The organism is Phytohalomonas tamaricis, assembly GCF_003012345.1.
Classification (GTDB): Bacteria; Pseudomonadota; Gammaproteobacteria; order Pseudomonadales; family Halomonadaceae; genus Phytohalomonas; species Phytohalomonas tamaricis.
Genome location: NZ_PVRV01000023.1, coordinates 169,532 through 192,685 on the forward strand (window position 1 = coordinate 169,532; position 23,154 = coordinate 192,685).

General features: G+C 53.0%; 23 protein-coding genes. 14 read left to right on the forward strand and 9 right to left on the reverse strand.

Annotation, left to right across the window (positions count from 1 at the left end; all coding sequences use genetic code 11):
- Nucleotides 1-2: 2 nt before the first annotated feature.
- The 3 genes from uvrB to C3Z11_RS12215 all read right to left on the reverse strand — a co-directional run bounded on the left by uvrB (nt 3) and on the right by C3Z11_RS12215 (nt 2,875).
- Nucleotides 3-2,033 (reverse strand): excinuclease ABC subunit UvrB, encoded by a 2,031-nt coding sequence (uvrB, locus tag C3Z11_RS12205; RefSeq protein WP_106478231.1) that lies wholly within the window; start codon nt 2,031-2,033, stop codon nt 3-5.
- Between the two features lie 136 nt (nt 2,034-2,169).
- Nucleotides 2,170-2,583 (reverse strand): OsmC family protein, encoded by a 414-nt coding sequence (locus tag C3Z11_RS12210; RefSeq protein ID WP_106478232.1) that lies wholly within the window; start codon nt 2,581-2,583, stop codon nt 2,170-2,172.
- A 100-nt stretch (nt 2,584-2,683) separates the two neighbouring features.
- A complete protein-coding gene (locus C3Z11_RS12215) occupies nt 2,684-2,875 on the reverse strand; it encodes a heavy-metal-associated domain-containing protein (RefSeq protein ID WP_317450675.1) in 192 nt (63 codons plus the stop codon).
- Nucleotides 2,876-3,026: 151 nt separating this feature from the next.
- Between C3Z11_RS12215 and ygfZ the strand changes: the two genes are divergently transcribed.
- The gene (gene ygfZ / locus C3Z11_RS12220) at nt 3,027-4,106 is read left to right on the forward strand and encodes a CAF17-like 4Fe-4S cluster assembly/insertion protein YgfZ (protein ID WP_106478234.1); all 1,080 of its coding nucleotides are present in this window, start codon (nt 3,027-3,029) and stop codon (nt 4,104-4,106) included.
- Between the two features lie 45 nt (nt 4,107-4,151).
- Here the strand turns inward: ygfZ and C3Z11_RS12225 are convergent, their stop codons facing one another.
- From C3Z11_RS12225 to C3Z11_RS12235, 3 genes are all read right to left on the reverse strand, one after another.
- On the reverse strand, nt 4,152-4,910 hold the full coding sequence (locus C3Z11_RS12225) for a TatD family hydrolase (protein ID WP_106478235.1): 759 nt from the start codon (nt 4,908-4,910) through the stop codon (nt 4,152-4,154).
- 15 nt (nt 4,911-4,925) lie between these two features.
- Nucleotides 4,926-5,414, reverse strand: coding sequence for a large conductance mechanosensitive channel protein MscL (mscL, locus tag C3Z11_RS12230; protein ID WP_106478236.1), 489 nt, complete (start codon nt 5,412-5,414; stop codon nt 4,926-4,928).
- A 70-nt stretch (nt 5,415-5,484) separates the two neighbouring features.
- Nucleotides 5,485-7,071: a peptide chain release factor 3 gene (locus C3Z11_RS12235; RefSeq protein WP_106478237.1), complete on the reverse strand. Its 1,587-nt coding sequence runs from the start codon at nt 7,069-7,071 to the stop codon at nt 5,485-5,487.
- 280 nt (nt 7,072-7,351) lie between these two features.
- Here C3Z11_RS12235 and C3Z11_RS12240 point away from each other — a divergent pair, with 280 nt between their 5' ends.
- The 7 genes from C3Z11_RS12240 to C3Z11_RS12270 all read left to right on the forward strand — a co-directional run bounded on the left by C3Z11_RS12240 (nt 7,352) and on the right by C3Z11_RS12270 (nt 13,797).
- Nucleotides 7,352-7,552, forward strand: a complete 201-nt coding sequence (locus C3Z11_RS12240) for a hypothetical protein (RefSeq protein WP_106478238.1) — start codon at nt 7,352-7,354, stop codon at nt 7,550-7,552.
- A 324-nt stretch (nt 7,553-7,876) separates the two neighbouring features.
- Nucleotides 7,877-9,139, forward strand: a complete 1,263-nt coding sequence (locus C3Z11_RS12245) for an ATP-binding protein (RefSeq protein ID WP_106478239.1) — start codon at nt 7,877-7,879, stop codon at nt 9,137-9,139.
- Nucleotides 9,140-9,148: 9 nt separating this feature from the next.
- Nucleotides 9,149-9,685, forward strand: a complete 537-nt coding sequence (locus C3Z11_RS12250) for a response regulator transcription factor (RefSeq protein ID WP_106478240.1) — start codon at nt 9,149-9,151, stop codon at nt 9,683-9,685.
- A gap of 147 nt (nt 9,686-9,832) precedes the next feature.
- Entirely contained in the window at nt 9,833-10,648 is an 816-nt protein-coding gene (locus C3Z11_RS12255) for an inositol monophosphatase family protein (protein ID WP_106478241.1), read from the forward strand.
- A gap of 80 nt (nt 10,649-10,728) precedes the next feature.
- On the forward strand, nt 10,729-10,992 hold the full coding sequence (locus C3Z11_RS12260) for a GrxA family glutaredoxin (protein WP_106478242.1): 264 nt from the start codon (nt 10,729-10,731) through the stop codon (nt 10,990-10,992).
- Between the two features lie 122 nt (nt 10,993-11,114).
- On the forward strand, nt 11,115-12,953 hold the full coding sequence (locus C3Z11_RS12265) for a monovalent cation:proton antiporter-2 (CPA2) family protein (RefSeq protein ID WP_106478243.1): 1,839 nt from the start codon (nt 11,115-11,117) through the stop codon (nt 12,951-12,953).
- 16 nt (nt 12,954-12,969) lie between these two features.
- A complete protein-coding gene (locus tag C3Z11_RS12270; protein ID WP_106478244.1) occupies nt 12,970-13,797 on the forward strand; it encodes a fructosamine kinase family protein in 828 nt (275 codons plus the stop codon).
- A gap of 38 nt (nt 13,798-13,835) precedes the next feature.
- Here C3Z11_RS12270 and C3Z11_RS12275 read toward each other — a convergent pair whose 3' ends face one another.
- Nucleotides 13,836-15,080: an MFS transporter gene (locus C3Z11_RS12275; RefSeq protein WP_262927403.1), complete on the reverse strand. Its 1,245-nt coding sequence runs from the start codon at nt 15,078-15,080 to the stop codon at nt 13,836-13,838.
- Between the two features lie 317 nt (nt 15,081-15,397).
- Between C3Z11_RS12275 and C3Z11_RS12280 the strand changes: the two genes are divergently transcribed.
- From C3Z11_RS12280 to C3Z11_RS12300, 5 genes are all read left to right on the forward strand, one after another.
- On the forward strand, nt 15,398-16,243 hold the full coding sequence (locus C3Z11_RS12280; RefSeq protein WP_317450676.1) for an acyltransferase: 846 nt from the start codon (nt 15,398-15,400) through the stop codon (nt 16,241-16,243).
- Nucleotides 16,186-17,061 (forward strand): M23 family metallopeptidase, encoded by an 876-nt coding sequence (locus tag C3Z11_RS12285; RefSeq protein WP_106478247.1) that lies wholly within the window; start codon nt 16,186-16,188, stop codon nt 17,059-17,061. Before C3Z11_RS12280 ends, C3Z11_RS12285 begins: the two co-directional genes overlap by 58 nt.
- 85 nt (nt 17,062-17,146) lie before the next feature.
- On the forward strand, nt 17,147-18,307 hold the full coding sequence (locus C3Z11_RS12290) for a glycosyltransferase family 4 protein (protein WP_106478248.1): 1,161 nt from the start codon (nt 17,147-17,149) through the stop codon (nt 18,305-18,307).
- A complete protein-coding gene (locus C3Z11_RS12295; protein WP_106478249.1) occupies nt 18,279-18,830 on the forward strand; it encodes a phosphatase PAP2 family protein in 552 nt (183 codons plus the stop codon). The genes C3Z11_RS12290 and C3Z11_RS12295 overlap by 29 nt, the downstream gene beginning before the upstream one ends.
- A gap of 2 nt (nt 18,831-18,832) precedes the next feature.
- Entirely contained in the window at nt 18,833-19,456 is a 624-nt protein-coding gene (locus C3Z11_RS12300) for an alpha-ketoglutarate-dependent dioxygenase AlkB family protein (RefSeq protein ID WP_106478250.1), read from the forward strand.
- Nucleotides 19,457-19,585: 129 nt separating this feature from the next.
- Here the strand turns inward: C3Z11_RS12300 and gcvT are convergent, their stop codons facing one another.
- Together gcvT and C3Z11_RS12310 are read right to left on the reverse strand one after the other, a co-directional pair.
- The gene (gene gcvT, locus C3Z11_RS12305) at nt 19,586-20,701 is read right to left on the reverse strand and encodes a glycine cleavage system aminomethyltransferase GcvT (protein ID WP_106478251.1); all 1,116 of its coding nucleotides are present in this window, start codon (nt 20,699-20,701) and stop codon (nt 19,586-19,588) included.
- 88 nt (nt 20,702-20,789) lie between these two features.
- The gene (locus C3Z11_RS12310) at nt 20,790-22,166 is read right to left on the reverse strand and encodes an alanine/glycine:cation symporter family protein (RefSeq protein WP_106478252.1); all 1,377 of its coding nucleotides are present in this window, start codon (nt 22,164-22,166) and stop codon (nt 20,790-20,792) included.
- Nucleotides 22,167-22,725: 559 nt separating this feature from the next.
- Here C3Z11_RS12310 and gcvH point away from each other — a divergent pair.
- Nucleotides 22,726-23,121, forward strand: a complete 396-nt coding sequence (gcvH, locus tag C3Z11_RS12315) for a glycine cleavage system protein GcvH (RefSeq protein WP_106478253.1) — start codon at nt 22,726-22,728, stop codon at nt 23,119-23,121.
- The last annotated feature ends 33 nt before the right edge of the window (nt 23,122-23,154 follow it).

A 23,154-nucleotide genomic window follows, 5' to 3' on the forward strand; every position in this document is an offset into this window, starting at 1 on the left:
CATTATTTCAATTCAATGAGACGTTCATTGAGCACATTGATGCGATCACGCAGCGCAGCGGCCGTTTCAAACTCCAGGTTCTGCGCCGCTTCATACATTTCATCTTCAAGCCGAGTAATCTCTTTGGTGACGTCGGCAACACTCATGGTCTTGAGCGTCTTGGCATCATATCGAGCTTCCGGCTCCGCCGCCTGACGATCACCACGCTTACGACCGCGCCGAGAGCCCGGCGCTTGCGCGGCTTCCATGATGTCAGCAACATTTTTCGAAATAGTGCGCGGCGTAATGCCATGCTCTTCGTTGAACGCCACCTGTTTGGCACGGCGCCGTTCGGTCTCGTCAATGGCCTTCTGCATTGAATTGGTAATGCGATCACCGTATAAAATCGCCTTACCGTGCGCATTACGCGCCGCGCGCCCGATTGTCTGAATCAGCGACCGCTCGGCACGCAGGAAGCCTTCTTTATCAGCATCAAGAATCGCTACCAGCGAGACTTCGGGGATATCGAGTCCTTCTCGTAGCAGGTTGATACCTACCAGAACGTCGAACTTGCCCAGCCGCAGGTCACGAATGATCTCGACACGCTCAACGGTATCGATATCCGAATGCAGATAGCGTACGCGGATATCATGTTCATCGAGATACTCGGTCAGGTCTTCGGCCATACGCTTGGTCAGCGTCGTCACCAGCACACGCTCACCGACTTCAAGGCGCAAATGAATTTCGGAAAGCAGATCGTCTACCTGGGTCGTTGCCGGGCGGACTTCAATTTCTGGATCGACCAGCCCCGTCGGGCGCACGACCTGCTCAACCACCTGACCGGCATGCTCGGCTTCGTACGGCCCAGGCGTTGCCGACACAAATACCGTCTGCGGTAGAATACGCTCCCACTCCTCGAACATCATGGGACGGTTATCCAGCGCCGAAGGCAGCCGGAAACCATATTCCACCAACGTTTCCTTACGAGAGCGGTCACCACGATACATACCGCCTACCTGAGGCACACTGACATGCGACTCATCAATGAAGACCAGCGCATCATCAGGCAGGTAATCGAAGAAGGTAGGTGGCGCCTGACCGGGTGCACGGCCCGAGAGATAGCGTGAGTAGTTCTCGATCCCGTTGCAGTAACCCAGTTCCAACATCATCTCGATGTCATAAAGCGTGCGCTGCTCAAGCCGCTGAGCCTCGACCAACTTGTCATGCTTGCGCATCCAATCCAGTCGCTCCTTGAGCTCACCCTTGATACTCTCGATCGCTTCAAGAATGGTGTCACGCGGCGTTACATAGTGGCTCTTGGGGTAAATTGTCATGCGCGGCAGCTTACCGCGCACTTCACCAGTCAGCGGGTCGAAAAGGCTGATCGAGTCGATCTCATCATCGAATAACTCGACACGCACCGCCTCCTCCTCCGAATCAGCAGGAAATACATCGATGACATCACCGCGCACCCGGTAGGTACCGCGCCGAAAATCCATGTCATTGCGTGTATATTGCAGCTCGGCAAGACGACGCAGGAAGGAACGCTGATCGATCTGCTCACCGCGCGTAAAGTGCAAACGCATCTTCAAGTACTGATCGGGATCGCCTAGACCGTAGATAGCTGAAACCGATACCACAATCAGCGCATCGCGACGCTCCAGCAGCGCTTTGGTCGCCGAGAGACGCATCTGTTCGATATGGTCATTGATCGAGGCATCTTTCTCGATAAATGTATCCGAAGACGGCACATAAGCTTCGGGCTGATAGTAGTCGTAATAAGAAACGAAATACTCGATAGCATTATCGGGAAAAAACGATTTGAATTCCCCGTAAAGCTGCGCAGCGAGCGTCTTGTTCGGGGCCATCACGATAGTGGGCCGCTGCAAGCGCTCCACGACATTAGCCATGGTGAACGTCTTGCCCGAGCCGGTTACGCCGAGCAGCGTCTGATGAGCCAGACCCGATTCAAGGCCGTTGACGAGGCTTTCAATCGCCTTGGGCTGATCGCCCGCTGGCTGATACTTGGAATTGATACGAAACTGCTTGGCCATGCATGCCCTCCCCGTCAACGACAAAGACGACGCTAAAAACGCCGTCTCAGTACACTCTGTCCATCGGGTTCAGTAGTCAGAATAGACAATGAAAACGTTATATGAGGGCGAAACGCCACGCTTCAAGACCAGGACGCTAAACCGTAGTCATATGTGCAGACGTGGAAGTTTCGACCGCACTGGTGGTCATCAATTTATGGATAGGGCAATTCTCAGCCACCTCAAGCAGGCGATCACGCGCTTGTGCGCTGAGCTCCCCCGCTAGTTCGATAGTCACCTCAAGGCGATAGTGGCCGTTGCGTTCATCGCTATCATCACGGGAGACGCGAACAGTGACCCCCTCAAGCGGCATTTCCTTTTTTCGGGCATAAAGCATGACCGTTAGCGCCTTGCAGGTACCCAGCGACATATCAAAATAATCATGTGGATCCGGCACGCCACCTTCACCGCCTTTATCTAAAGGCACGTCTGCATACAAGGCATCAATATTAGCGGCAGTGATGCGTTGACGCAGGGCGCCTTGCCGTTCGGTTTCGATCAGGATGCTCATGACTGCTCTCCGATTCGATGGCATCGTTTGAGGAGATAACTACGCAGGCAGATTCTGCCTGCGTATTGACCCACTGCAAGATATTGCCCAGCAGCTAATATTAGCGTTTAACCCGATAACCTAGACGTTCTACGGTCTGGACCAAGGTACTTTCCTTGACCCGTCCTTCAATTTCGGCCCACTCACGTGCCACCTCGACACTATCGACGCCATCGAGCTCCATCAGTGCGGTCGTGACGCGGTTGACGTCATCAACCCCTTTCAAGCCTTCCAACGTTAATGAAACAGCCATCATATTCTCCTGCTACTGCCTCAACACGGCAGATTGATCATGCACCAGCCTAGTTGCAAAAAAGGCTGCTTGCCCACATATCATCACGTTAACAAATCCTTGCGGCCAGCGCAGCCGCCCGCAAACAGCCTTCCCATGCTCGGAGATCGACATGCATGCAAAGACTCCAAATGACAATAGTGCCTGGCATACGCATTTAAGCGCACAAGGGGGTCAATTTGACGCTCATCACCGGATTATCTTCCACCTCCCTGTGAGCGAGACAGATACGGCCCTTATTCCGCTCGTCCATCTGGCAATCATTGAAATCGAGGGTCCGGACAGCGAAAAATTTCTTCAAGGCCAGACGAGCGCGCAGGTCACTCAGGCCAATGGTCATGTAGCGCCACCCACCGCGTTCTGTACTCCGAAAGGCCGCATGATTGCCAATGCGCAGCTGATGCGTGTCGACACCGAGCGCTACTGGTTGTTGCTCGATGCCAGCGTTGCCGAGACGCTGCGCGCGCATCTAGCCAAGTATGCGGTGTTTTATAAAACCGAATTACGCCTGCGTCAGGACCTTGCCATCGTCGGCCTCTCAGGGCAGAACACAACTACCGCGCTAAAGGCCTACAGCGCTGTCCCTTCTCATGACTGGACCATGACGCTGCACGAGGAAATGGTTGTCACACGTCATCCTGGTGAGCCCTCTCGTTTTGTCATGATCGCTGATGTCCAGACCATGATTGCGCGCTGGGATACAGTGACGACAGTAGCCAAGCTCAATAGCAACGACGTATGGAAGCTCCTGGATATTCGTGCTGGGCTTGCATGGGTGAGTGAAGCGCAGCGTGAGGCATTTCTGCCTCAGATGCTCAATTGGGAAGCACTAGGCGGTATCAGTTTCAAGAAAGGCTGCTATACCGGTCAGGAAGTCGTGGCGCGCGCCCATTACCGAGGGCAGGTCAAGAAACGTCTGATGCGATTTGGAAGTAAAGACATCGATGATATGCCCATAGGCAATGAAGCCGCGCTTACTGACGCCACAGGCAAATCACTTGGCGACGTAGTGCTTGCCGCGCCAGTGCAGGAAAGCGGGATTGAGTTCTTGGCTGTTGTGACACAGAAAGATGTCATGCCTGAGTTCAGACTCAATGACATGCCGGTCGAACTGCTACCTCTGCCTTACCCACTCGAACGGCTGGACCCAGAAAGCTTTGCCACTATGCAAGACGGCGTCATATCTTCCTGATGCTGCTGACAGACAGCTTGTCGATTACTGCCAGGCCAGCACGTATCACGATAAATCGAGCGCAAAAACGCGCTCGATGTTTCGCTGCGTATTCGCTATCAAGGTGGCGTAATCCGTGTTACGTAGCCGAGCGACTTCTTCGATGACTTGAATCATGTTGCCTGGCTCATTACGCCCTTCTAAGCCCTGAGGCACCATGTCAGGCGCATCCGACTCAAATACGAAGCCATCATCTGGCAACTTCTCGATCACGCCCTTGAGCTTCTGCGCGCGATCATGGGTGACCGGCCCACCCACACCCAGCACATAACCGAGATCAAGAAAGCGCTCGGCTTGCTGCCAGCTTCCGGCATAAGCGTGCACAACTCCCCTGCGCGGCAAATCAAGTTGTCTCAGCCGCTTGGCTACTTGATCATTGAGATGAACGCAGTGAATCACCACCGGCAGATCGAGACGCTTGGCCAATTTTAGCTGGGCATCAAACAGAGCCCACTGGCGGTCATCTTCAACGCGGGCATCAACACCGCATTCGCCAATGGCGATTACATGCTCGTTGTGCTTCAAGGTATCTTCAAGCGCATCGACATCATCATCACCGTGCTCATCCAGAAAATACGGATGCAGCCCAAGGCACACGCTGACATCAGCCCGTTTCCCCAAGGTCAACACATCCGGCCAGCGCTTACGCGTCGTGGCCGGCACGATGAAGTGTTCCACTCCGTTTTTCTTCGCACGTTCAAACATCGCCTCGCGATCGGGTTCGAACACATCGAAATCGAGATGGCAGTGAGCATCTATCAGCATGGCATTAAATATTCACTAGATTGAAGGTTGTTCAGACGCAGGCTGCTCTGATGTACAGGCAGGACAGCGCGTCGCCTCGATGGGAATCTTGCTGATACAGAACGGGCAGCTCTTGGTTGTCGGCGCGGTCGGCTGTGCTTCCGGCTGGTGATGAAGATTCTTTAGCCTGTTGATGTTCTTGATCAACAAGAACGCAGCGAAGGCAACAATCACGAAGGTAATCATCGAGTTGATGAACATGCCGTAATTGACCGTTACCGCCCCGGCCGCCTGAGCATCCGCAAGCGTAGTGTATGGCCCCGGCGTGGCGCCTTGCTTGAGCACAGCGAAGAGATTGGCAAAGTTCATCCCCCCGGTGACCAACCCGATAAAGGGAGTAAAGATATCCTTAACCAGACTGTTGACGATAGAGGTAAAGGCCGTACCTACAACGATACCCACCGCCATGTCGACGACGTTACCTCTAACCGCAAACTCGCGGAATTCCTTCAAGAAATTGCTCATACAAGACGTCCTTGTCACCAAAATCTGGCCTAGCTTGATTCCATCGACTTCAGCATAGCGTATCTATTGCTCAGTGCTCGCGCGTCGCTCTGAACTCGATATCCGGCCAGCGCTCCTGCGTCAGCTGGAGATTCACACGTGTAGGCGCCAGGTACGTCAGATAGCCTCCGCCATCCAGCGCCAGGTTATCACTGGCCTTGTTGCGGAATTCATCAACCTTTCTGGCATCACCGTAAATCCAGCGCGCGGTTTGTACGTTGACCGGCTCATAGATACAGTCAACCTTGTATTCATCCTTGAGACGGTGCGCGACAACGTCAAACTGCAGCGTTCCCACCGCGCCCACGATCAAGTCATTATTATCAAGCGGCATGAACACCTGCGTAGCGCCCTCCTCGGATAACTGCTGCAAGCCTTTTTGCAGCTGCTTGGCCTTGAGCGGATCACGCAGTCTTACGCGCTTGAAAAGCTCCGGTGCAAAGTGAGGAATACCGGTGAAACGCATATCTTCACCTGCGGTAAACGTATCACCGATCTGAATCGTGCCGTGATTGTGCAGACCAATGATATCGCCCGGCCATGCTTCTTCGACGTGCGCACGGTCAGCCGCCATAAACGTCAAGGCATCGGCAATTTTCACATCCTTGCCCAAGCGTACATGACGCATCTTCATATTCTTGTCGTACTTACCGGAACAGACACGCAGAAAGGCAACACGGTCGCGATGGCGCGGGTCCATATTGGCCTGAATCTTGAACACAAACCCAGTGAAGCGTTCATCATTAGCATCCACTTCACGCGCATCAGTGTCGCGCGCTTGGGGCCCCGGCGCATATTCGACGAAGCCGTCGAGCATTTCACGCACCCCGAAGTTCCCCATCGCCGTGCCGAAAAACACCGGCGTCATTTCGCCGCGACGATAGGCCTCGAGATCGAACTCGTGGGAAGCGCCACGCACCAGTTCGATTTCACCACGCAGTTCTTCAGCAACATATTTACCCAGTACCTCGTCGACCTCAGCACTATCGATACCTTCGATGCGAACATCATCGGGAATACGATTGCCCTGCCCCTGCTTGTAGAGATGGATGGTGTCATTCACCAGATGGTAGACGCCGCGAAACTGCTTACCCATTCCAATCGGCCAGGTGATCGGTGCGCACTGGATGCTCAGTACTGTCTCGATCTCATCCATTACTTCGATAGGATCACGTGTTTCACGATCCATTTTATTGACGAAGGTCAGGATCGGTGTCGTACGCAGGCGGCAGACTTCCATCAACTTGATGGTCCGTTCCTCAACACCTTTGGCGGCATCTACTACCATCAAGGCGGAATCGACCGCAGTCAGCGTTCGGTAGGTATCTTCGGAGAAATCCTCATGCCCTGGTGTATCGAGCAGATTGACGATGCGCTCCTTGTAGGGAAACTGCATCACCGACGTGGTGACGGAGATCCCACGCTCCTGCTCCATTTTCATCCAGTCGGAAGTGGCATGGCGTGCATCACGCTTGCTCTTAACCGCTCCGGCGATCTGAATGGCATTACCAAACAGAAGGAGCTTCTCGGTGATGGTTGTCTTACCCGCATCAGGGTGAGAAATGATGGCAAATGTTCTTCTGATGCTGGCTGCCTGAGCAATAGCAGTATCTGTCATATAGGAATTTCACAATAAGAGTGGCATGCATGTAGACGCGATTATATGCCTGAACATGCGAGCTGAATGTTGGTGCGTATTGTAGGGCAAATGACATACAGGAAGAAGCGGACCTAAAGCAGGCGCAGCGATAAAGCAATCATGTCCTTCAAGTGTTTCTCAAGCTATTCGCAAAAAATGTAGTAAAATTACTTTCACAAGACCTTAGTCTAATCTAGAATAACCTCATCAGACATTGGGATTGACCTGATGACTCGCTAACCACCTGAAGGAGGCGGTTATGAAAGGCGGACATGAAATTATGCTTCAGGAAGATGAACTGATGCGGCAGCGCAGGAATCAGGAGCGCCATCAGGCCATGGCGCCCAAATCGGTTTCCTATCGCCGCTATGATGTGAAAGCGACCGATACCCAGCAGTACGCCGTCGAGTCGTTTGGTCATCTCATCAGTCATCCTGCGTCTCTCTCTCCTACGCTGTAATGCAATAGAGAGCCAAGGTCACCGTGCCATGAACGGTGACTGGCAACACTATCAGTGGCCAACCCATTCGGGTTGGCCATTTTGCATTTAGAGCTAAATATGTAGTTATATTACAAGGACGCATAAAAGCATTCTTCCATAGCACTGTTGCTTTTATCAGCAGGCAAACAAGCGCTATCTCATCTTACCCAGCCATGCATGAAACCTTTCTCCCGTTCTTTTAGCTCAATACAGGATGGAGACTTATCTTCGCGCAAGGATGAGTTAACATAAGGTTGAAATGCTTTCCTCTTACGGGCTCATGAAGCCTTCCGGACGCTATCGATGCATCAACCGCTGCCACTTTCCACGCCCAACCTCAATCTTATTCGCCTGACGATCGCTCGTGGGATCAGTTGGACAGGGTTCCTCGGCGCGATCATCTTCGGCATTGAAGTCATCGGTTTTCAACTTCACGTCTTGCCGATCATCACGACCATCGTGCTGATGGGGTTGATCAATGTGGCTACCTGGTGGCGCTTGGGCCAACCCCGCGCAGTGACGGATACCGAGTATGTCATTCATCTTCTGTTCGACATCATTGGCCTGACGGTGGTGTTCTATTTCACCGGTGGGTCGACCAATCCGGTGGTCATGTACTACTTGGTACCGATTACCATTGCCGCCGCGACCCTCTCTTGGCGTCATACGCTGATCATCGCGATAGCCGCCATATTGGCGTATACCTTTTTAATGCTTTTCTACGAGCCCCTTCCCGAACTTCGCGACACTATTTTCGGTACGGCCGTATCACTGCATGTGCTGGGAATGTGGCTGACCTTTGGCTTGTGTACAGTACTGGTGACGTTTTTTATCTACAAAATGGCCCATGCGCTCCGGCACCGTGACAGCAGTCTTTCCCGTACACGCGAAGCTGTCCTACGCAACGAACAGATTCTTGCTGTTGCAAGTCAGGCAGCAGGAACTGCCCATGAGTTAGGCACACCACTGGCCACCATGGCGGTTTTGCTCTCCGAAATGAGGGAAGACGCCAAGGATAATGCCCTGCTCCAAGAAGATATTGCTTTACTGAAGGGGCAAGTCGAGTCATGCAAGAAGCATCTGCGCGCACTTGTTGCCAACGCTGAAAGACACCATGCCGATAAACCCCAGTATTACGATCTCGTGCAGTGGTTCGAAAAGGTGGTCCAGCATTGGCTCGTCATTCGCCCTGACGTTACCTATCAGCTTAACGTTGCTGGCAAACGGCAGGCACAGATCGCTGTGGACACCACACTTGAGCAGGCGTTGATGAATCTGCTTAACAATGCTGCCGACGCCAACCCTGACGATATCGAGCTTCAGCTCGACTGGAGCGAAGAGGAAGTGGTTATTGATATTCGCGACCACGGCCCCGGCATCCCTCTGGAAATCGCCCATCAGCTTGGTGACACCTTCGTATCGACCAAGTCAAAAGGCATGGGAATCGGCCTGTTTTTGACCCATTCAACGATCAACCGTTTCGGAGGTGGGGTAAGATTGTACAATCATGAAGACGGCGGAACTCTGACGGAAGTACGTCTACCTCGTGCCAGCGAGCGCGCTTAAGGTGAGAAGATGGAAGAAAAGATACCCTTTCTAATCGTTGACGATGACGAACTGTTCTGCCAAGTCATGGCGCGCGCCATGAAGCGTCGCGGATATGACGTGATGGTAGCCAACACACCCGAAAAAGCACTGGAGCTCGCCAAGGGCAATCCGCCGGATTATGCCACCATTGACCTGAAGCTGACCGAAAGCTCAGGGCTTAAGTTGTTGCCTGAACTGCTTGATATCCAGCCGGAATGCCGAGCTGTCATCCTCACCGGTTATTCCAGTATTGCTACCGCCGTCGAGGCTATCAAGCTGGGCGCTGTCAATTATCTCTGCAAGCCCGCCGATGCCGATGAGATTCTAGCCTCACTCGATAGCGAAGCCGGTAATCCAGATACGGAAATCGCAGAGAATCCTCCTTCGGTCAATCGGTTGACTTGGGAACACATCCAACGCGTGCTGCAGGAAAACGATGGCAACATTTCAGCTACAGCCAGAAGCCTTGGCATGCATCGGCGTACCCTGCAACGTAAACTGCAAAAGCGTCCGGTAAAACGTTGAATGGCTCTGGTACCATCTATGCGAAGTTAGCGCTGCGAACTATCCGTGTTATGCCAGAGTGCAGTACCTATCGTCTATCTTGACATAGCGCTTCAAGGATTATGTCAGCCTGGCGCTCAAGCCACACAAACTACTACGGGAGACGGCATGACCCCCGAACGACGACTAGCCATAGCCATCGAGATCGCTCAGGAAGCGGGTGAGCGCATCAAGCAAGCTCGACAGAACGCAGACTTCAAGCAGAGCTACAAGTATGGTAGCGAATTGGTCACTGAAGTGGATGTCGCGATCGATGAGTACATCGCTTCGGCGCTTGAAGAAGCCTTTCCCGGTGAAGCCAGACTGACCGAGGAGCTGTCGCCCGATCGGGACATGCTCAATCAGGAAGGACCGCTATGGATAGTCGACCCGATTGACGGCACGGTCAATTTCGCCCATGGGCAACACCATGTCGCAGTCTCCATTGCCTGGGCAGAAAACGGTAAAACCAGGTTGGGTGTCGTTCATGCTCCTTTTCTTGACGAAACGTTCACTGCACTGCGTGGCGAGGGTGCTAACATGAACGGCCAGCCGATAACCGCGAGCAAAGCCAAGCGTCTTGAAGAAGCACTGGTAGGCACGGGATTCCCTTATGACCGTGACGCCCGCCTCCCACTACTGCGCCGCTTGCAGCTGATACTCGAACACTGCCGCGATATTCGCCGTAATGGCGCCGCTGCCCTGGATTTGTGCGCCGTCGCATGCGGTCGGCTTGATGCCTATTATGAAAGCACATCGCCATGGGATTTTGCCGCAGGTTTGCTGATAGCACGTGAGGCAGGTGCCAAGGCCGGCCATATCTATCGTTGCCCGGACGGTATTCCACCTGAACTCTACGGTGAAAACTTACTCGTCTCTGCCCCCGATCTTCATGCCGAGATCAAGCAGTTGATCGAACGCGCAGATAGCGGGCAGTTGCATTAATCAGCGTCAACGTTCACACATAACGTTTTCAATGCATTGAGTTCAACGTATACATAGCTACATCGGAGAACATTCGTTTTATGCTCGCTGAGATTTTCGGTCGTCCTGGTTGTTCATTTTGTGTCCGCGCCCAAGCACTCGCTGAAAAAATTCAATCACAGCGCGACGATTTTCAGTTTCATTACATTGATATCTATCAACAAGGTATCAGCAAGGCAGATATGGCAAAAAAAGCCGGCAAGCCCGTTGAAACCGTGCCGCAAATATTCCTTGATCAGGTTCACATCGGCGGTTTTACCGAATTCAACGATTACGTCACTACGCACGCGCTTTTGCCTGATTAAAACGATTTTTGCCACTTCTTCATGCTGCGACAAAACAAGTAGCGTAAATACAATCAATCATGACGCTGGTTCTTATCAGGCCAGCGCTTTAGCATGGGCCATCACACATAAGGAAACACCCCATGTCTTTCTTCGTCGAAGCTGCGATCTTGCTCGGCGCCGCTGTCATTGCTGTTCCTCTTTTTCAACGTCTTGGCCTGGGCTCGATACTGGGTTACCTGTGCGCGGGACTTATTCTTGGCCCTTCGATTACAGGCTTTATCGCCGAGCCGGAAGCCGTTCTTCATTTCGCCGAGTTCGGCGTTGTCATGCTTTTGTTCATCATTGGCTTGGAACTGCAGCCCTCTCGGCTATGGGCCATGAAGAAGCGATTATTCGGGCTAGGTAGCGCACAGCTACTGCTATGCGGGGCACTGCTTACGCCGCTGGGACTTTTTCTCGGCCTCAACACGGGGCCTTCCATTCTACTCGGGCTGATTCTGGCGCTATCGTCCACCGCTTTCGCTCTGCAGGTACTGACCGATAACCAGCATCTGGCTACGGCTCATGGCCAATCAGCATTTGCTATTTTGCTTTTTCAGGATCTGGCGGTTATTCCGCTCCTTGCGCTACTGCCCTTGTTTGCCGGGGATATAGGCAAACATTCAGGTGATACCTGGCTGGCCATTGGCCGTGGTGTTGGCATGGTCGTAGCAGTTATTGTCGTCGGGCGCTTTGTGGTCCCACGTGTGCTCCGCCTTGTGGCGCGCAGCGAAGTGCATGAAGTCTTTACTGCTGCTGCGCTTTTCATGGTACTAGGCACAGCGCTGCTGATGGAATGGGTCGGTCTATCCATGGCGCTGGGTGCCTTTCTCGCCGGGGTACTGCTGGCGGACACCGTTTATCGTCATGAACTCGAAGCCAACATTGAACCGTTCAAGGGGCTTCTGCTTGGGCTGTTCTTCATTGGCGTAGGCATGGCTGTCAATTTAAGCCTGGTTTTCAGTAACCTGTTCACCGTCATTATCATTACTCTTGCCCTACTCGTGGCCAAGCTCGTGGTACTGGCACTGATTGGCCTTGTGGCACGATTACCACGTTCAAGCATTCCCTTGTTTGCCACGGTACTTTCCCAAGGCGGTGAATTTGATTTCGTGTTATTGACCACAGCGGTCACTGCCGGAGTGTTCGATCAGCGTATTGCGAGTCTCTGTATTGCCGCAGTAACTCTCTCTATGGCGCTCACGCCATTTCTCTACCAACTAGGCGGAAGACTCGGCAATCGTCTAAAGGATAATCGTCCTTTTGATAATGACTTTGGCGAGGACACGCCTCCCGTGTTGATTGCCGGATTAGGTCGTTTTGGCCAGATGGTGGCCCGTGTCTTGAAAACGCAGAATATCCCCTTTACTGCGCTTGACCCCAACATCAAGCAGGTCGAATTCATTCGACAATTTGGCTCACGCATTTACTACGCTGACGCTACACGGCTGGAGCTCCTGCGTGCTGCAGGTGCCGAACAAGCCCGGATGCTGGTCATTGCAGTCGATGATGAAGAAGCGGCCTTGACCATTGGCCGTCTAGCTCGCCAGCATTTTCCGCATTTAAAAGTATTTGCCCGGGCCCGCAATCGCCACCACGGGTGGAGATTAATGGAGTTAGGCATCACATCCGTTGTGCGCGAAACCTTCGCTTCCAGCATGGAAATGAGTGTCGAGGTACTACGTGAACTCGGCTATCCCGGCACCTACGCCAATGATGCCGTGCGCACCTTCAGAGAGTTCGATAACGAACTCCTGAAGCAAGGTTATCAGCATCGTAACAACAGCGATGAGCTAATACGCAGCGATCAGCAAGCGATGATGGAACTACAGAAGCTGTTTCAGGAAAGCCAGAAAGCCTTTGACAACAGAGACAGAAAGGTCAAACCAGAGCCATCGACGCGAGCATCGAGCGACCCGGTCACATCCTCCTCTGAATGAACAAGAAAACAGGCCTATGACTGCTATCGAACCGTCTGCTGTACTCAAATCTATCGGCCTGACCGCCTATGGCAAGGCGATACCGCTCAGCGGTGGCGATATCGGTCAGGTCTGGCGTGTCGACAGTGATCAGGGGCAAGTAGTGGTCAAGCACGCTGACACCTGCATGATCCAGGCCGAAGCCGATGGACTACGCGCACTGCGTGGCGCCGGTACTGGCTTGATCATTCCAGAAATCATCGGTGTGCTTGATGATGTCTTGGTGACGGAGTATCTCGAGAGCGGTAGGCCTAACCCCACCCAACTGGGCGAAGGCCTACGCCAGTTGCATGGCGTAAAAGGTGAACAGCACGGATGGTCACAAAACAACGCCGCCGGCACGACGCGACAGAACAATACCCTCAGTGACGATGGGCGCATATTTCAGCGCGAACAGCGCCTGCTTCCGCTTGGCCGCGCCTGTCTTGAGCAAGGCAAGCTTGATGAACAAGACATGCGAAACCTTGAGCATGTCGCCAACACCTTAGAAGAATGGCTGCCCGACGTTCCGGCCAGTCTGCTGCATGGTGATCTATGGAGCGGTAACGTTCTCTATAGCGATAGAGGGCCAGCGCTCATCGATCCCGCTGTATACCGGCATTATCCCGACGTCGATATAGCCATGCTTGAGCTGTTCGGCACACCCGGCGCCGCCTTTTATGAGGCTTACTGGAACGGGCAGCGCCCCGAAGACTGGACGCGCCGCCGCGCACTTTTCCAGCTATACCCGCTACTCAACCATCTACTGCTATTTGGCACGACATACCGCCGAGCGGTGCAACAGGCTATTGCTCAGTTGCGCTGATTAACACCCGCAAGACGCCACATGAACATGACATGGCATCAGGCAGCTTCACCAAAATTGATCTCGAGCTGCTGAGGCTCGTAACGGGGATCGAGATCAATATAGTGCGAGGTCGACTCCATAAGCGTTGGCGTCGGCACATAAGGCTCCTGTGCCACCTCGGGACGCCAGCTACGCCGCCCATGCAGACGGGTCATGACGAAAATACCAAGCGCCAATGCCACGGCTCCCAGGAACATCCATAATCCATCAGGACCGAAGGCTTCCATCGCAAGCGATGCACTGTACGGGCCGATGACCGAACCGATGCCATACCAGATCAGCAGCTTGGCATTGGCCTGTATCGTCTCTTCCGGCTCCAGCCAATCATTGGTATGTGCCAGACAAATCGAATAGAGCGTATGCAGCATGGCCGTATGCAGACAGGCCGCCAGCAGCAATATAAGGTAATCAAACCGCGCCACCTGAGAAATCAGCGCGCCTGAAAAAGCCATTACCACACTCATGAACAAAATAACCTTGCGACGATCGAGGTGATCGGAAATGCGCCCCAGCGTCCATTGTGCGAAAAGTGCCACCAACGTCGTAATCGCCATGAATTGTGCCGTCTGGGCGGTAGAAAGTCCGATTTCCTGACCATAATACGGCGTCATTGCAAAGAAAGCCTGGACCATCAAACCTGCCACAAACGCGCCTACCAGCCCGACCGGTGCGCGACTGTAGAGCGTCTTTAGCGGCAATTTATGCGCGGTTTCATGGCTTGATCGGCTCGGCCCATGAATACGGTAAATCGACAGCGGAATTAGCGATAGCGCAAACAGAATGCCACTGATCGTGAAGAGTACCGTAGTAGTGGGATCAGCCAGGTTGAGCATCCACTGACCGCCCGCCAGCGAGGCGGTTGATAGCACCAGATACCACGCCAACACTTTGCCGCGATTATCGTTTGTCGACTCGCCTGACACCCATGATTCCATGACCATCAGAAGACCGGCGGTTGCCGCACCGCCAAAGACGCGCCATACGAGCCACGCCCACGGATTAACCCATAACCCATGCAACATGGCGGTGACCGCGAGTATCGCGGCACAGGCTGCAAATACACGAATGTGGCCTACCGAGCGGATGCGCTTTTCCAGCAGATAGCTTCCTGCCACGAAGCCAAGCGAGAAGCTCGACATCAAGAGACCTGCCATCTGCGAAGGAAAACCTTCGAGTGACATGCGCACCCCTAGCAGAGTCATGATCAAACCATGCCCCAGCAGGAAACAGATTTCACACACAAACAAGATGGGCAGTGTCGCTGGAAGACCCCGCAATGGTTACCTCCTCTGATCCTCTCTGAATCAGCCAAAAAAAATAAGCCGTGCAGCAGCACGGCAACGGTATTTTTCAATGCACCGCAGTATAGGCTATCCCCATGATCGGGTCATGACGGCACTGATAAAATCACTCCCCGCTGAAGCACTGCTGCTCAAAGCTGGGCAGCAGTGTTGCTATCCAGTAGCATGGGCTTCGAAATCATGACGACTTTAGAGTAATGGTCAAAAAGAATCTTGGCACAGAGATAGCTGCAACAGGCAAAGGGCTGGTTAGCCTCATGCTGCTGGTCTTGAACACACTGTTCTGGTGCGTACCTCTGTATATACTTGCCATTATCAAGTTACTCATGCCGACACATCGCCTGCGCCTTGGTGTGCTCAAAGGACTTAACCGTATTGCGCTGGCATGGATAGCCACCAATAACTGGTGGATACGGCACTGGCTAAAACCACGCTTTGATATTCATCTTCCCGATGATCTCTCGCCTGATGCCTGGTGGCTGATCCTGGTCAATCACCGTAGCTGGACCGATATTTTCATATTGCAGTTTGCACTCTACGGGCATACGCCCATGCCACGCTTCTTTCTCAAGCGCCAGCTGATATGGATCCCTGTTATCGGATTTGCTTGGTGGGCGCTTGAATTTCCCTTCATGCGCCGCTATTCACGGGAGCATCTGGCACGTGACCCTGGCCTTGCCCAGCGTGATTTGGAAACAACCCGCAGGATGTGTGAAAGCGCTCAGGAATTACCCATGGCCATTTATAATTTTGCCGAGGGCACGCGATTTACATCCGCCAAACACTCCGCCCAGCAAAGCCCGTATAATCATCTTCTTAAACCCAAAGCCGGTGGCAGTGCCCAGGTCATTCATCTGCTTGGTGCGCGCTTGGCCGGGATCATCGACATTACACTTGATTATCGGCAGTCCTCGACCAGCTTCTGGGCATTTTTATGCGGACGTAGCGACGATATTTCACTTTATGCTCGCCGCCTCGACATACCGGACTGGATGATTGGCGGCGATTATTCCAGCGACATGATGTATAAGGAACGCTTTCAGGCATGGCTCAACGCACTTTGGCACGACAAGGACAGGCTTCTTTCCCGCTGCAGTGGTTGATATTGGCGGCCTTGCTCGTACTCGGTGGCTGTGCTGGCAGTGTGACATCATCATCGGGCGGATGGGTGACCGTGCAGCGCGGCGACACGCTTCACCGACTGGCGCGCCAGGGCAACATACCGCTGTTACGTCTGCAGCGCTTCAATCCTGGTGTCAACGCCACCGATTTGCGTATCGGACAGCGCTTACTGATGCCCACGCCTCAGGAACGTGCCCCCGGTAGTGGCGCATATCGTTATCAGATACGTCCTGGCGATACCTACGGCAACATAGCCGCGCATTTTGGCACTTCGGTCGCCCGTCTTTCGGCGGCCAATTCCGGCCTCGATCCGCGCAATCTGCGTATTGGTCAATTGATATCCATTCCCATGGGAAGCGGCAGTGTCAGTAAACGCCAGCAAATCGCCAAGGCGCGTCAAAGCCCGCCTGCACCGTTACCCAAGGGTGTCGGAAATTGGCCTTGGCCTCTCACCGGTGGTCACGTACGCCGAGAATTCGGTCCAGATGCTCGTGGTAGCTTGCAGCCAATGCTTATCGAAGCAGGCGACGAGAAAGTGGCTCGGGCCGTCGCTTCAGGCACGGTCAAATTCGCCGGTGGGATGCGCCAATTGGGAGAAGTAGTCATTATTCATCATGCCCATAATCTGCAAACCGTTTATGCTCAATGCAACCATCTAGAGATTACAGAAGGCGTCCAGGTAAAACCCGGTACGCCGCTATGTCGTATTGGGCGTAATGCGCGTACTGGTCGCTATGATTTGCTGTTTGATACTCGTAATGCAGGCAAACCTGTCGATCCAAGACGGCTGTTACGTTGAGCATAATGTTTAATTTCATTTTGGCAGTCGCGACAATGTCATGAAGCCTTTGCATAGTCATCAAGCGCATCCACGGAAACACGCCATGTCGCGTATTGCTTTCGTCAGTGAAACATGGGCACCGGAAATTAACGGCGTCGCCCATACCCTGGGGCATCTGGCTGATCACCTCGCTTCACGAGGATTCGAGCTGCAGTTGATACGCCCCAAACCCCGCGATGGTGCGCTCGATAGCAATATGAGCGCGGAACTCCATAGCTTCGCGATTCCCATCCCCGATTATGAGGGTGTCAGCATGGGGATACCCATGCCGCTCAAACTGCGTCGCTTATGGAAAGAACAACGCCCCGATGTCGTTTATATCGCTACCGAAGGTCCATTGGGGTTAAGCGCTCAGCGTGCCGCCAGACATCTCGATATTCCTGTGGTCAGTGGCTTTCATACCAATTTCGATCAGTACAGCACGCATTACATCATGCTGAAACTGCTGCGCCCGTTGGTGCGGCCTTACCTGCGTCGCTTCCACAACCGTACCGCAATCACCTTGGTGCCCACTCAAGCTCAGGCCAATACATTAACAGCCTGGGGGTATTGTAATGTTCAGGTCATGAGCCGTGGATTAGACTGCAGGCATTTCTCACCGGCACGGCGTGACATGACATTGCGAACACAATGGCAAGCCGACGAAAGCCGCCCCGTTGCGTTGTACGTCGGGCGCCTCGCAGCAGAAAAGAACATGGATCTACTGATCAAGACATTCGAGGCGATGCGTCAACGTCATCCAGCGCTCATTGCGGTATTGGTCGGAGACGGCCCCCAGCGCCAGCATCTGGAGCGTCGCCTGCCGTGGGCCATCTTCGCCGGCTTTCAGCGCGGTGAAACGCTTGCTCGTTACTATGCCAGCGCTGATATCTTCGTCTTCCCTTCTCTTTCGGAAACCTTTGGCAACGTGGTTACAGAAGCGATGGCCAGTGGCTTGGCCATAGTAGCCTTTGACTATGCCGCTGCCGGAGAGTTGGTTGAACATGGCATAGAGGGATATCTTGTGCCCACGGATAACGCCAATAGTTTCATCGACGCCGCAGCATCGCTTTGCGATGATGTGGATATGATCAAGCAATTTGGCGCCGCTGCACGCAAGAAAGTTGAGCCATTGGAATGGCATCGAATAGGTGACACTTTTGTCAACTATCTGCATCAAGCACAGGAGGTGGGAGATGGCAGATCGCATATATCCCGTATTTAAACGACTCGACTTGCTGGAATGGAAAGCGTGTAATCGTCTAGCCCGTCTTGGCGCCTATCGTCCCGTATTATTTATTCTGCGCTGGGTTAGCCGCTTGGGCGACGCCCCCGCCTGGATTGCATTATGTCTGAGCATTCCGCTATTCAAGGGCTGGTATGGCTGGGTCATTGCCGTAGAATTTGGCCTAACCGCAGCTGTCGGCGGATTACTCTATCGTGGCCTGAAAAATTGGCTATGCCGTGAGCGTCCTTACATCTCGTTTGAAATTCCCTGCACAATGCCACCATTGGATCGCTACAGCTTCCCCAGCGGCCATACGTTGCATGCCGTTATGTTCACTACTCTCACGGCAACGTTTGTACCGCAATTATTGGTTGTGGTGCTTCCCTTTGCCGTGCTGGTCATGCTGTCACGCGTCATACTGGGATTGCACTATTTGACCGATGTGGCCGCAGGTGCCCTGATCGGTTTCCTGCTCGCTGAATTGAGCATCCTGCTCATCTCGTTCACAGGTACAAGCTAGCGATGTCTTTAGACGAACATCTGCCTAATTGGCTACGTGTTCATCCCGATTATGTCCTCTGGCGGCAGGATAATTTTCTCTCCGCCCGAGAGGCTAACCTTCTCTTTGACACGCTCGAACATGATCTGGAGTGGCAGCGCCCAACGCTGACACTGTACGGTAAGCAGCATCTCATACCACGCAGCCAGGTCTGGATGGGAGATGCTGACGCTCATTATCGCTATTCTGCGACCAGCTTCGAACCTGTGCCATGGCATCATGATGTCACGGCACTTTGCACCGCGATTCAAGCTCACCTCAAAACGTTGCTTGGGCCTTTGCCACGTTTCAATAGCGTACTGATTAATCGCTATGCTAATGGAGATCAGCGGATGGGCTGGCACAGTGATGACGAGCCTGAACTTGGCAGTAATCCCATTATCGCCTCGGTAAGCCTGGGCACAGAACGGCCGATGCGCTTTCGCCCTCGCAAGAATAGAAGCGGCGATGCGTTCAATGTTGCCCTGCCGCATGGCAGCCTATTGATTATGGGCCACGATACTCAACGTCAGCTGCAACATGCGTTGTTACCACGCCGGTTGGAGGGTAGCCGTATCAACCTTACCTTTCGCGCCATTCATGTCTGAGCTTGTTCATCAAGTTTGGACTATTTGAAGCAACTTAATAAGATAACGGTATAAATATAAAAAAACGCAACCCTTCCAGAGTCGCGTTTAAAATTATTTACCTAAGAAACGGAAGTCTTTAAATACCGCTCAACCTCGATAATAGTGGGGCGTGATGAAAGGCATTTTGGAAACGGTGAGGGGTAAGCGTTTTCCGCGTACCTCAGCATGCAATACTGTACCCAGCGAGACATACTCGCGATCAACATACCCCATGGCGACTGGCTGCCCCACACTCGGTCCAAACGTACCCGAGGTCACCACACCAATTTCATGTCCTGACTCACTGTATAGCAGCGCCCCTTCACGAATCGGTGCCCGCCCTTCACCGATCAACCCCACCCGCTGGCGAAGTTGATCCTGATTGGACAGTTGAGTGAGAATTACATCGGCACCAGGAAAGCCACCCTCGCGCTCTTCACCCTGACGCCGCGCCTTGCCGATTGCCCAGCCGAGTCCTGCCTCGACAGGAGTGGTATCTTTTGCAATGTCATGCCCGTATAGACACAGGCCGGCTTCCAGGCGCAAAGAATCGCGCGCACCTAAACCGATAGGCTCTACATCTTTGTCCTCAAGCAGTAAGCGCGCCAAGCGCTCAGCCTGATGCGCCGGAACAGAGATTTCAAAGCCATCCTCACCGGTATAGCCTGAGCGGCTGACCCATAGCTCCATATCTTCCACATTAACTCTGCGATGCTGCATGAACGTCAATTGACTTGCTTCGGGGCATAACGCCTCCATCACCCGATGCGCTTCAGGGCCTTGCAAGGCAAGCAGCGCACGATCATCAAGTACATCAATATCCACTGCCGTACCAATACCACTGCGCAACAGCGCGATATCGGCATCCTTACAGGCGGCGTTGACGACCAGATAGAGATGATCCCCACCATTGACCACCATCAGATCGTCATGGATACCTCCATCGTTGCTGGTGAACAGTGCGTAACGCTGCGCGCCCGGCTTCAACCCGACTATGTCCGCCGTGACCAACTGCTCAAGCATGAGCGCTGGATTTTCACCACGGATAAGAATTTGTCCCATGTGAGACACATCAAACAAGCCACAGCGCTGCCGAGTATGCTCATGCTCACGCTTAACCCCAAGGGGAAACTGAACCGGCATGGCATAGCCCGCGAAAGGAACAAACTTGGCGCCGCACTCCTCATGAAGTGCGTGGAGGGGCGTATGGTACAAGTCTGACATCCTGCTCTCCTTGGATAATGAATCGCCAGTTCAAGAATACCCGAGCCATCTGCAGACCCGGAGGATTACCGATTGCCTTATAAAACCATTAATGCTTTGGACCGCTGTTATGCGTTGTCACATCGCGGCCTGCAAAATAATCGCGAGTCAACTTGAAGACCACCGGAGATAGGAAAATCAGGGCGATCAGGTTAGGAATGGCCATAAGCGCATTGAAGGTATCTGCCACCAGCCAGATAAAGTCCAGATGGGCAACCGCACCGAGCGGAATAGCGAGTACGAACAGGATGCGATACAGCATATTTCCACGCGTACCGAACAGATATTGGAAGCAGCGCTCACCGTAATAGGACCAACCCAGAATAGTAGTAAAGGCAAAGATGGCTAAGGCAAGCGCAACGATATAGTCGCCCGGTCCTGGCAACGCGGTACGAAATGCCAATGAGGTCAGCTGCGCGCCGGTATCACCGTTCAGCCACTGTCCAGAAGTAATGATAGCGAGCGCCGTAATCGAACAAACAATGATGGTGTCAATGAATGTGCCCAACATCGCCACGAGCCCCTGTCGGACAGGATTACGTGTTTGGGCCGCAGCATGCGCGATCGGAGCACTACCCAACCCCGCCTCGTTGGAGAAGACGCCACGAGCCACACCAAAACGGATAGCCGCTGCAACGGCCGCGCCAGCGAAACCACCGGTGGCTGAGATCGGCGTAAATGCATGAGAGAAGATCAGGCCGAACGCTTCACCGAGTTGGCCCGCATTAACAATCAAAATTGCAATGCCAGCAATGAAGTAGGCAATCGCCATAAAAGGCACCAACTTGCCTGCAACCTGTGAGATACGCTGGATTCCGCCCAGTATAACCCCACCGGCCAGCACCATGATGACAAGCCCGGTTACCCAGGCAGGAATGGAGAATGAAGATTGCAGCGCATCGGCAACAGAGTTGGCTTGAACGGTATTACCAATGCCAAAGGCTGCTATGGCGCCAAAGAATGCAAACACTCCACCTAACCAGGCCCATCTTTTGCCTAGCCCATTGCGGATGTAATACATCGGCCCGCCGACATAGTTGCCTTTCTCGTCAATTTCACGAAAACGCACTGCACATACTGCCTCGGCATATTTGGTCGCCATCCCGACTAGCGCCGTCATCCACATCCAGAACACCGCGCCGGGACCGCCCAGGGCAATCGCCGTTGCCACGCCGGCAATGTTGCCGGTACCGATTGTTGCAGAAAGAGACGTCATCAAGGCATTGAAAGGTGAAATCTCACCTTCATCGCCCTTCTCGCCGGTTCTGCCTTGCCAAAGCAGTCTGAACCCTGTGCCTATTTTGCGCACCGGCATCAACTTCAGTCCTAACTGCAAATAAAGCCCGACGCCAAGTAACAACACAAGCATGACAGGGCCCCACACCACGCCGTTGATGACGGTAAACAAGGCATTTAGCGTTTCCAAAATCCATCTCCCATTGTTTTTCTTGAGCAGTATCACACCGCCCCTAAACTCATATCAGCCTTACCATAGCGGAACGTAGGCTTTAATCACTACCCTTGAAGGAGCGATACACAAGGTTTTTATATTAACTCCTGAAAACTGCCCCTTATGGCCTTACGCCTTGTAACGTGATGGACATCAAGCGAGGCCACTATCACAGCTGAGCTGAAAATAAGTTTCCTATTGGAAACATCACGGTTCGAAACATGCCTTGATTTAAGTTCAGGCGCCAATGCTCATTCTTATGGGCTTTATCTATAAACCAACTCCCCCATCGACATGTACGTCACATTATCTGGTTGAATTCAGGAGCGTCATTAAATTCCTGTCTGCACCCCAGCCCGGTATTAGTAAGGGTAAACTCTTCCTTTAACGAAGCGCTAGACGGCTTTCGATTATCCAGCCACCCTAAGGGAGGCGGTCAGGTCAATTTATTGCATGCTGTAGGACAGCTACGGGGTTTAAGGCATAATGCCCTTAAGCATCAACGTTGAACAAAGTTTCTTATAGGAAATTTATAATGAGCAACATTCCAAAAACGCTTCGCTACACCGATAGTCATGAGTGGATACAGGATAACGGCGATGGCACCGTCACCATTGGCATTACCGACCACGCTCAAGAAGCCTTGGGAGATGTGGTTTTCGTTGAACTTCCTGAAGTCGGACGCGACATCGAGACTGGGGAGGAATTTGGTGTCATCGAGTCCGTGAAGGCGGCTTCCGACTTATATGCCCCTGTCAGCGGAGAGGTTATTGAAACCAACGAGACGCTGGAAGAAACCCCAGAAAGCGTCAACGAGAGTCCCTATGATGATGCCTGGTTGATCAAGGTGCGTGTCGCTGATGCTACTGATCTGGAAGCGTTGCTTGATGCCGAAGCATATGCCCATCTGATAGAAGCGGAAGAAGACTAACCGCCTGTATAGACAACAAATTTAATAACTAAT

What these genes read in the sequence shown, in the direction of transcription:
- uvrB (WP_106478231.1), bottom strand. Translation starts at nt 2,033, where the DNA reads ATGGCCAAGCAGTTTCGTATCAATTCCAAGTATCAGCCAGCGGGCGAT.
- C3Z11_RS12210 (WP_106478232.1), bottom strand. Translation starts at nt 2,583, where the DNA reads ATGAGCATCCTGATCGAAACCGAACGGCAAGGCGCCCTGCGTCAACGC.
- C3Z11_RS12215 (WP_317450675.1), bottom strand. Translation starts at nt 2,875, where the DNA reads ATGGCTGTTTCATTAACGTTGGAAGGCTTGAAAGGGGTTGATGACGTC.
- ygfZ (WP_106478234.1), top strand. Translation starts at nt 3,027, where the DNA reads ATGCATGCAAAGACTCCAAATGACAATAGTGCCTGGCATACGCATTTA.
- C3Z11_RS12225 (WP_106478235.1), bottom strand. Translation starts at nt 4,910, where the DNA reads ATGCTGATAGATGCTCACTGCCATCTCGATTTCGATGTGTTCGAACCC.
- mscL (WP_106478236.1), bottom strand. Translation starts at nt 5,414, where the DNA reads ATGAGCAATTTCTTGAAGGAATTCCGCGAGTTTGCGGTTAGAGGTAAC.
- C3Z11_RS12235 (WP_106478237.1), bottom strand. Translation starts at nt 7,071, where the DNA reads ATGACAGATACTGCTATTGCTCAGGCAGCCAGCATCAGAAGAACATTT.
- C3Z11_RS12240 (WP_106478238.1), top strand. Translation starts at nt 7,352, where the DNA reads ATGAAAGGCGGACATGAAATTATGCTTCAGGAAGATGAACTGATGCGG.
- C3Z11_RS12245 (WP_106478239.1), top strand. Translation starts at nt 7,877, where the DNA reads ATGCATCAACCGCTGCCACTTTCCACGCCCAACCTCAATCTTATTCGC.
- C3Z11_RS12250 (WP_106478240.1), top strand. Translation starts at nt 9,149, where the DNA reads ATGGAAGAAAAGATACCCTTTCTAATCGTTGACGATGACGAACTGTTC.
- C3Z11_RS12255 (WP_106478241.1), top strand. Translation starts at nt 9,833, where the DNA reads ATGACCCCCGAACGACGACTAGCCATAGCCATCGAGATCGCTCAGGAA.
- C3Z11_RS12260 (WP_106478242.1), top strand. Translation starts at nt 10,729, where the DNA reads ATGCTCGCTGAGATTTTCGGTCGTCCTGGTTGTTCATTTTGTGTCCGC.
- C3Z11_RS12265 (WP_106478243.1), top strand. Translation starts at nt 11,115, where the DNA reads ATGTCTTTCTTCGTCGAAGCTGCGATCTTGCTCGGCGCCGCTGTCATT.
- C3Z11_RS12270 (WP_106478244.1), top strand. Translation starts at nt 12,970, where the DNA reads ATGACTGCTATCGAACCGTCTGCTGTACTCAAATCTATCGGCCTGACC.
- C3Z11_RS12280 (WP_317450676.1), top strand. Translation starts at nt 15,398, where the DNA reads ATGCTGCTGGTCTTGAACACACTGTTCTGGTGCGTACCTCTGTATATA.
- C3Z11_RS12285 (WP_106478247.1), top strand. Translation starts at nt 16,186, where the DNA reads ATGGCTCAACGCACTTTGGCACGACAAGGACAGGCTTCTTTCCCGCTG.
- C3Z11_RS12290 (WP_106478248.1), top strand. Translation starts at nt 17,147, where the DNA reads ATGTCGCGTATTGCTTTCGTCAGTGAAACATGGGCACCGGAAATTAAC.
- C3Z11_RS12295 (WP_106478249.1), top strand. Translation starts at nt 18,279, where the DNA reads ATGGCAGATCGCATATATCCCGTATTTAAACGACTCGACTTGCTGGAA.
- C3Z11_RS12300 (WP_106478250.1), top strand. Translation starts at nt 18,833, where the DNA reads ATGTCTTTAGACGAACATCTGCCTAATTGGCTACGTGTTCATCCCGAT.
- gcvT (WP_106478251.1), bottom strand. Translation starts at nt 20,701, where the DNA reads ATGTCAGACTTGTACCATACGCCCCTCCACGCACTTCATGAGGAGTGC.
- gcvH (WP_106478253.1), top strand. Translation starts at nt 22,726, where the DNA reads ATGAGCAACATTCCAAAAACGCTTCGCTACACCGATAGTCATGAGTGG.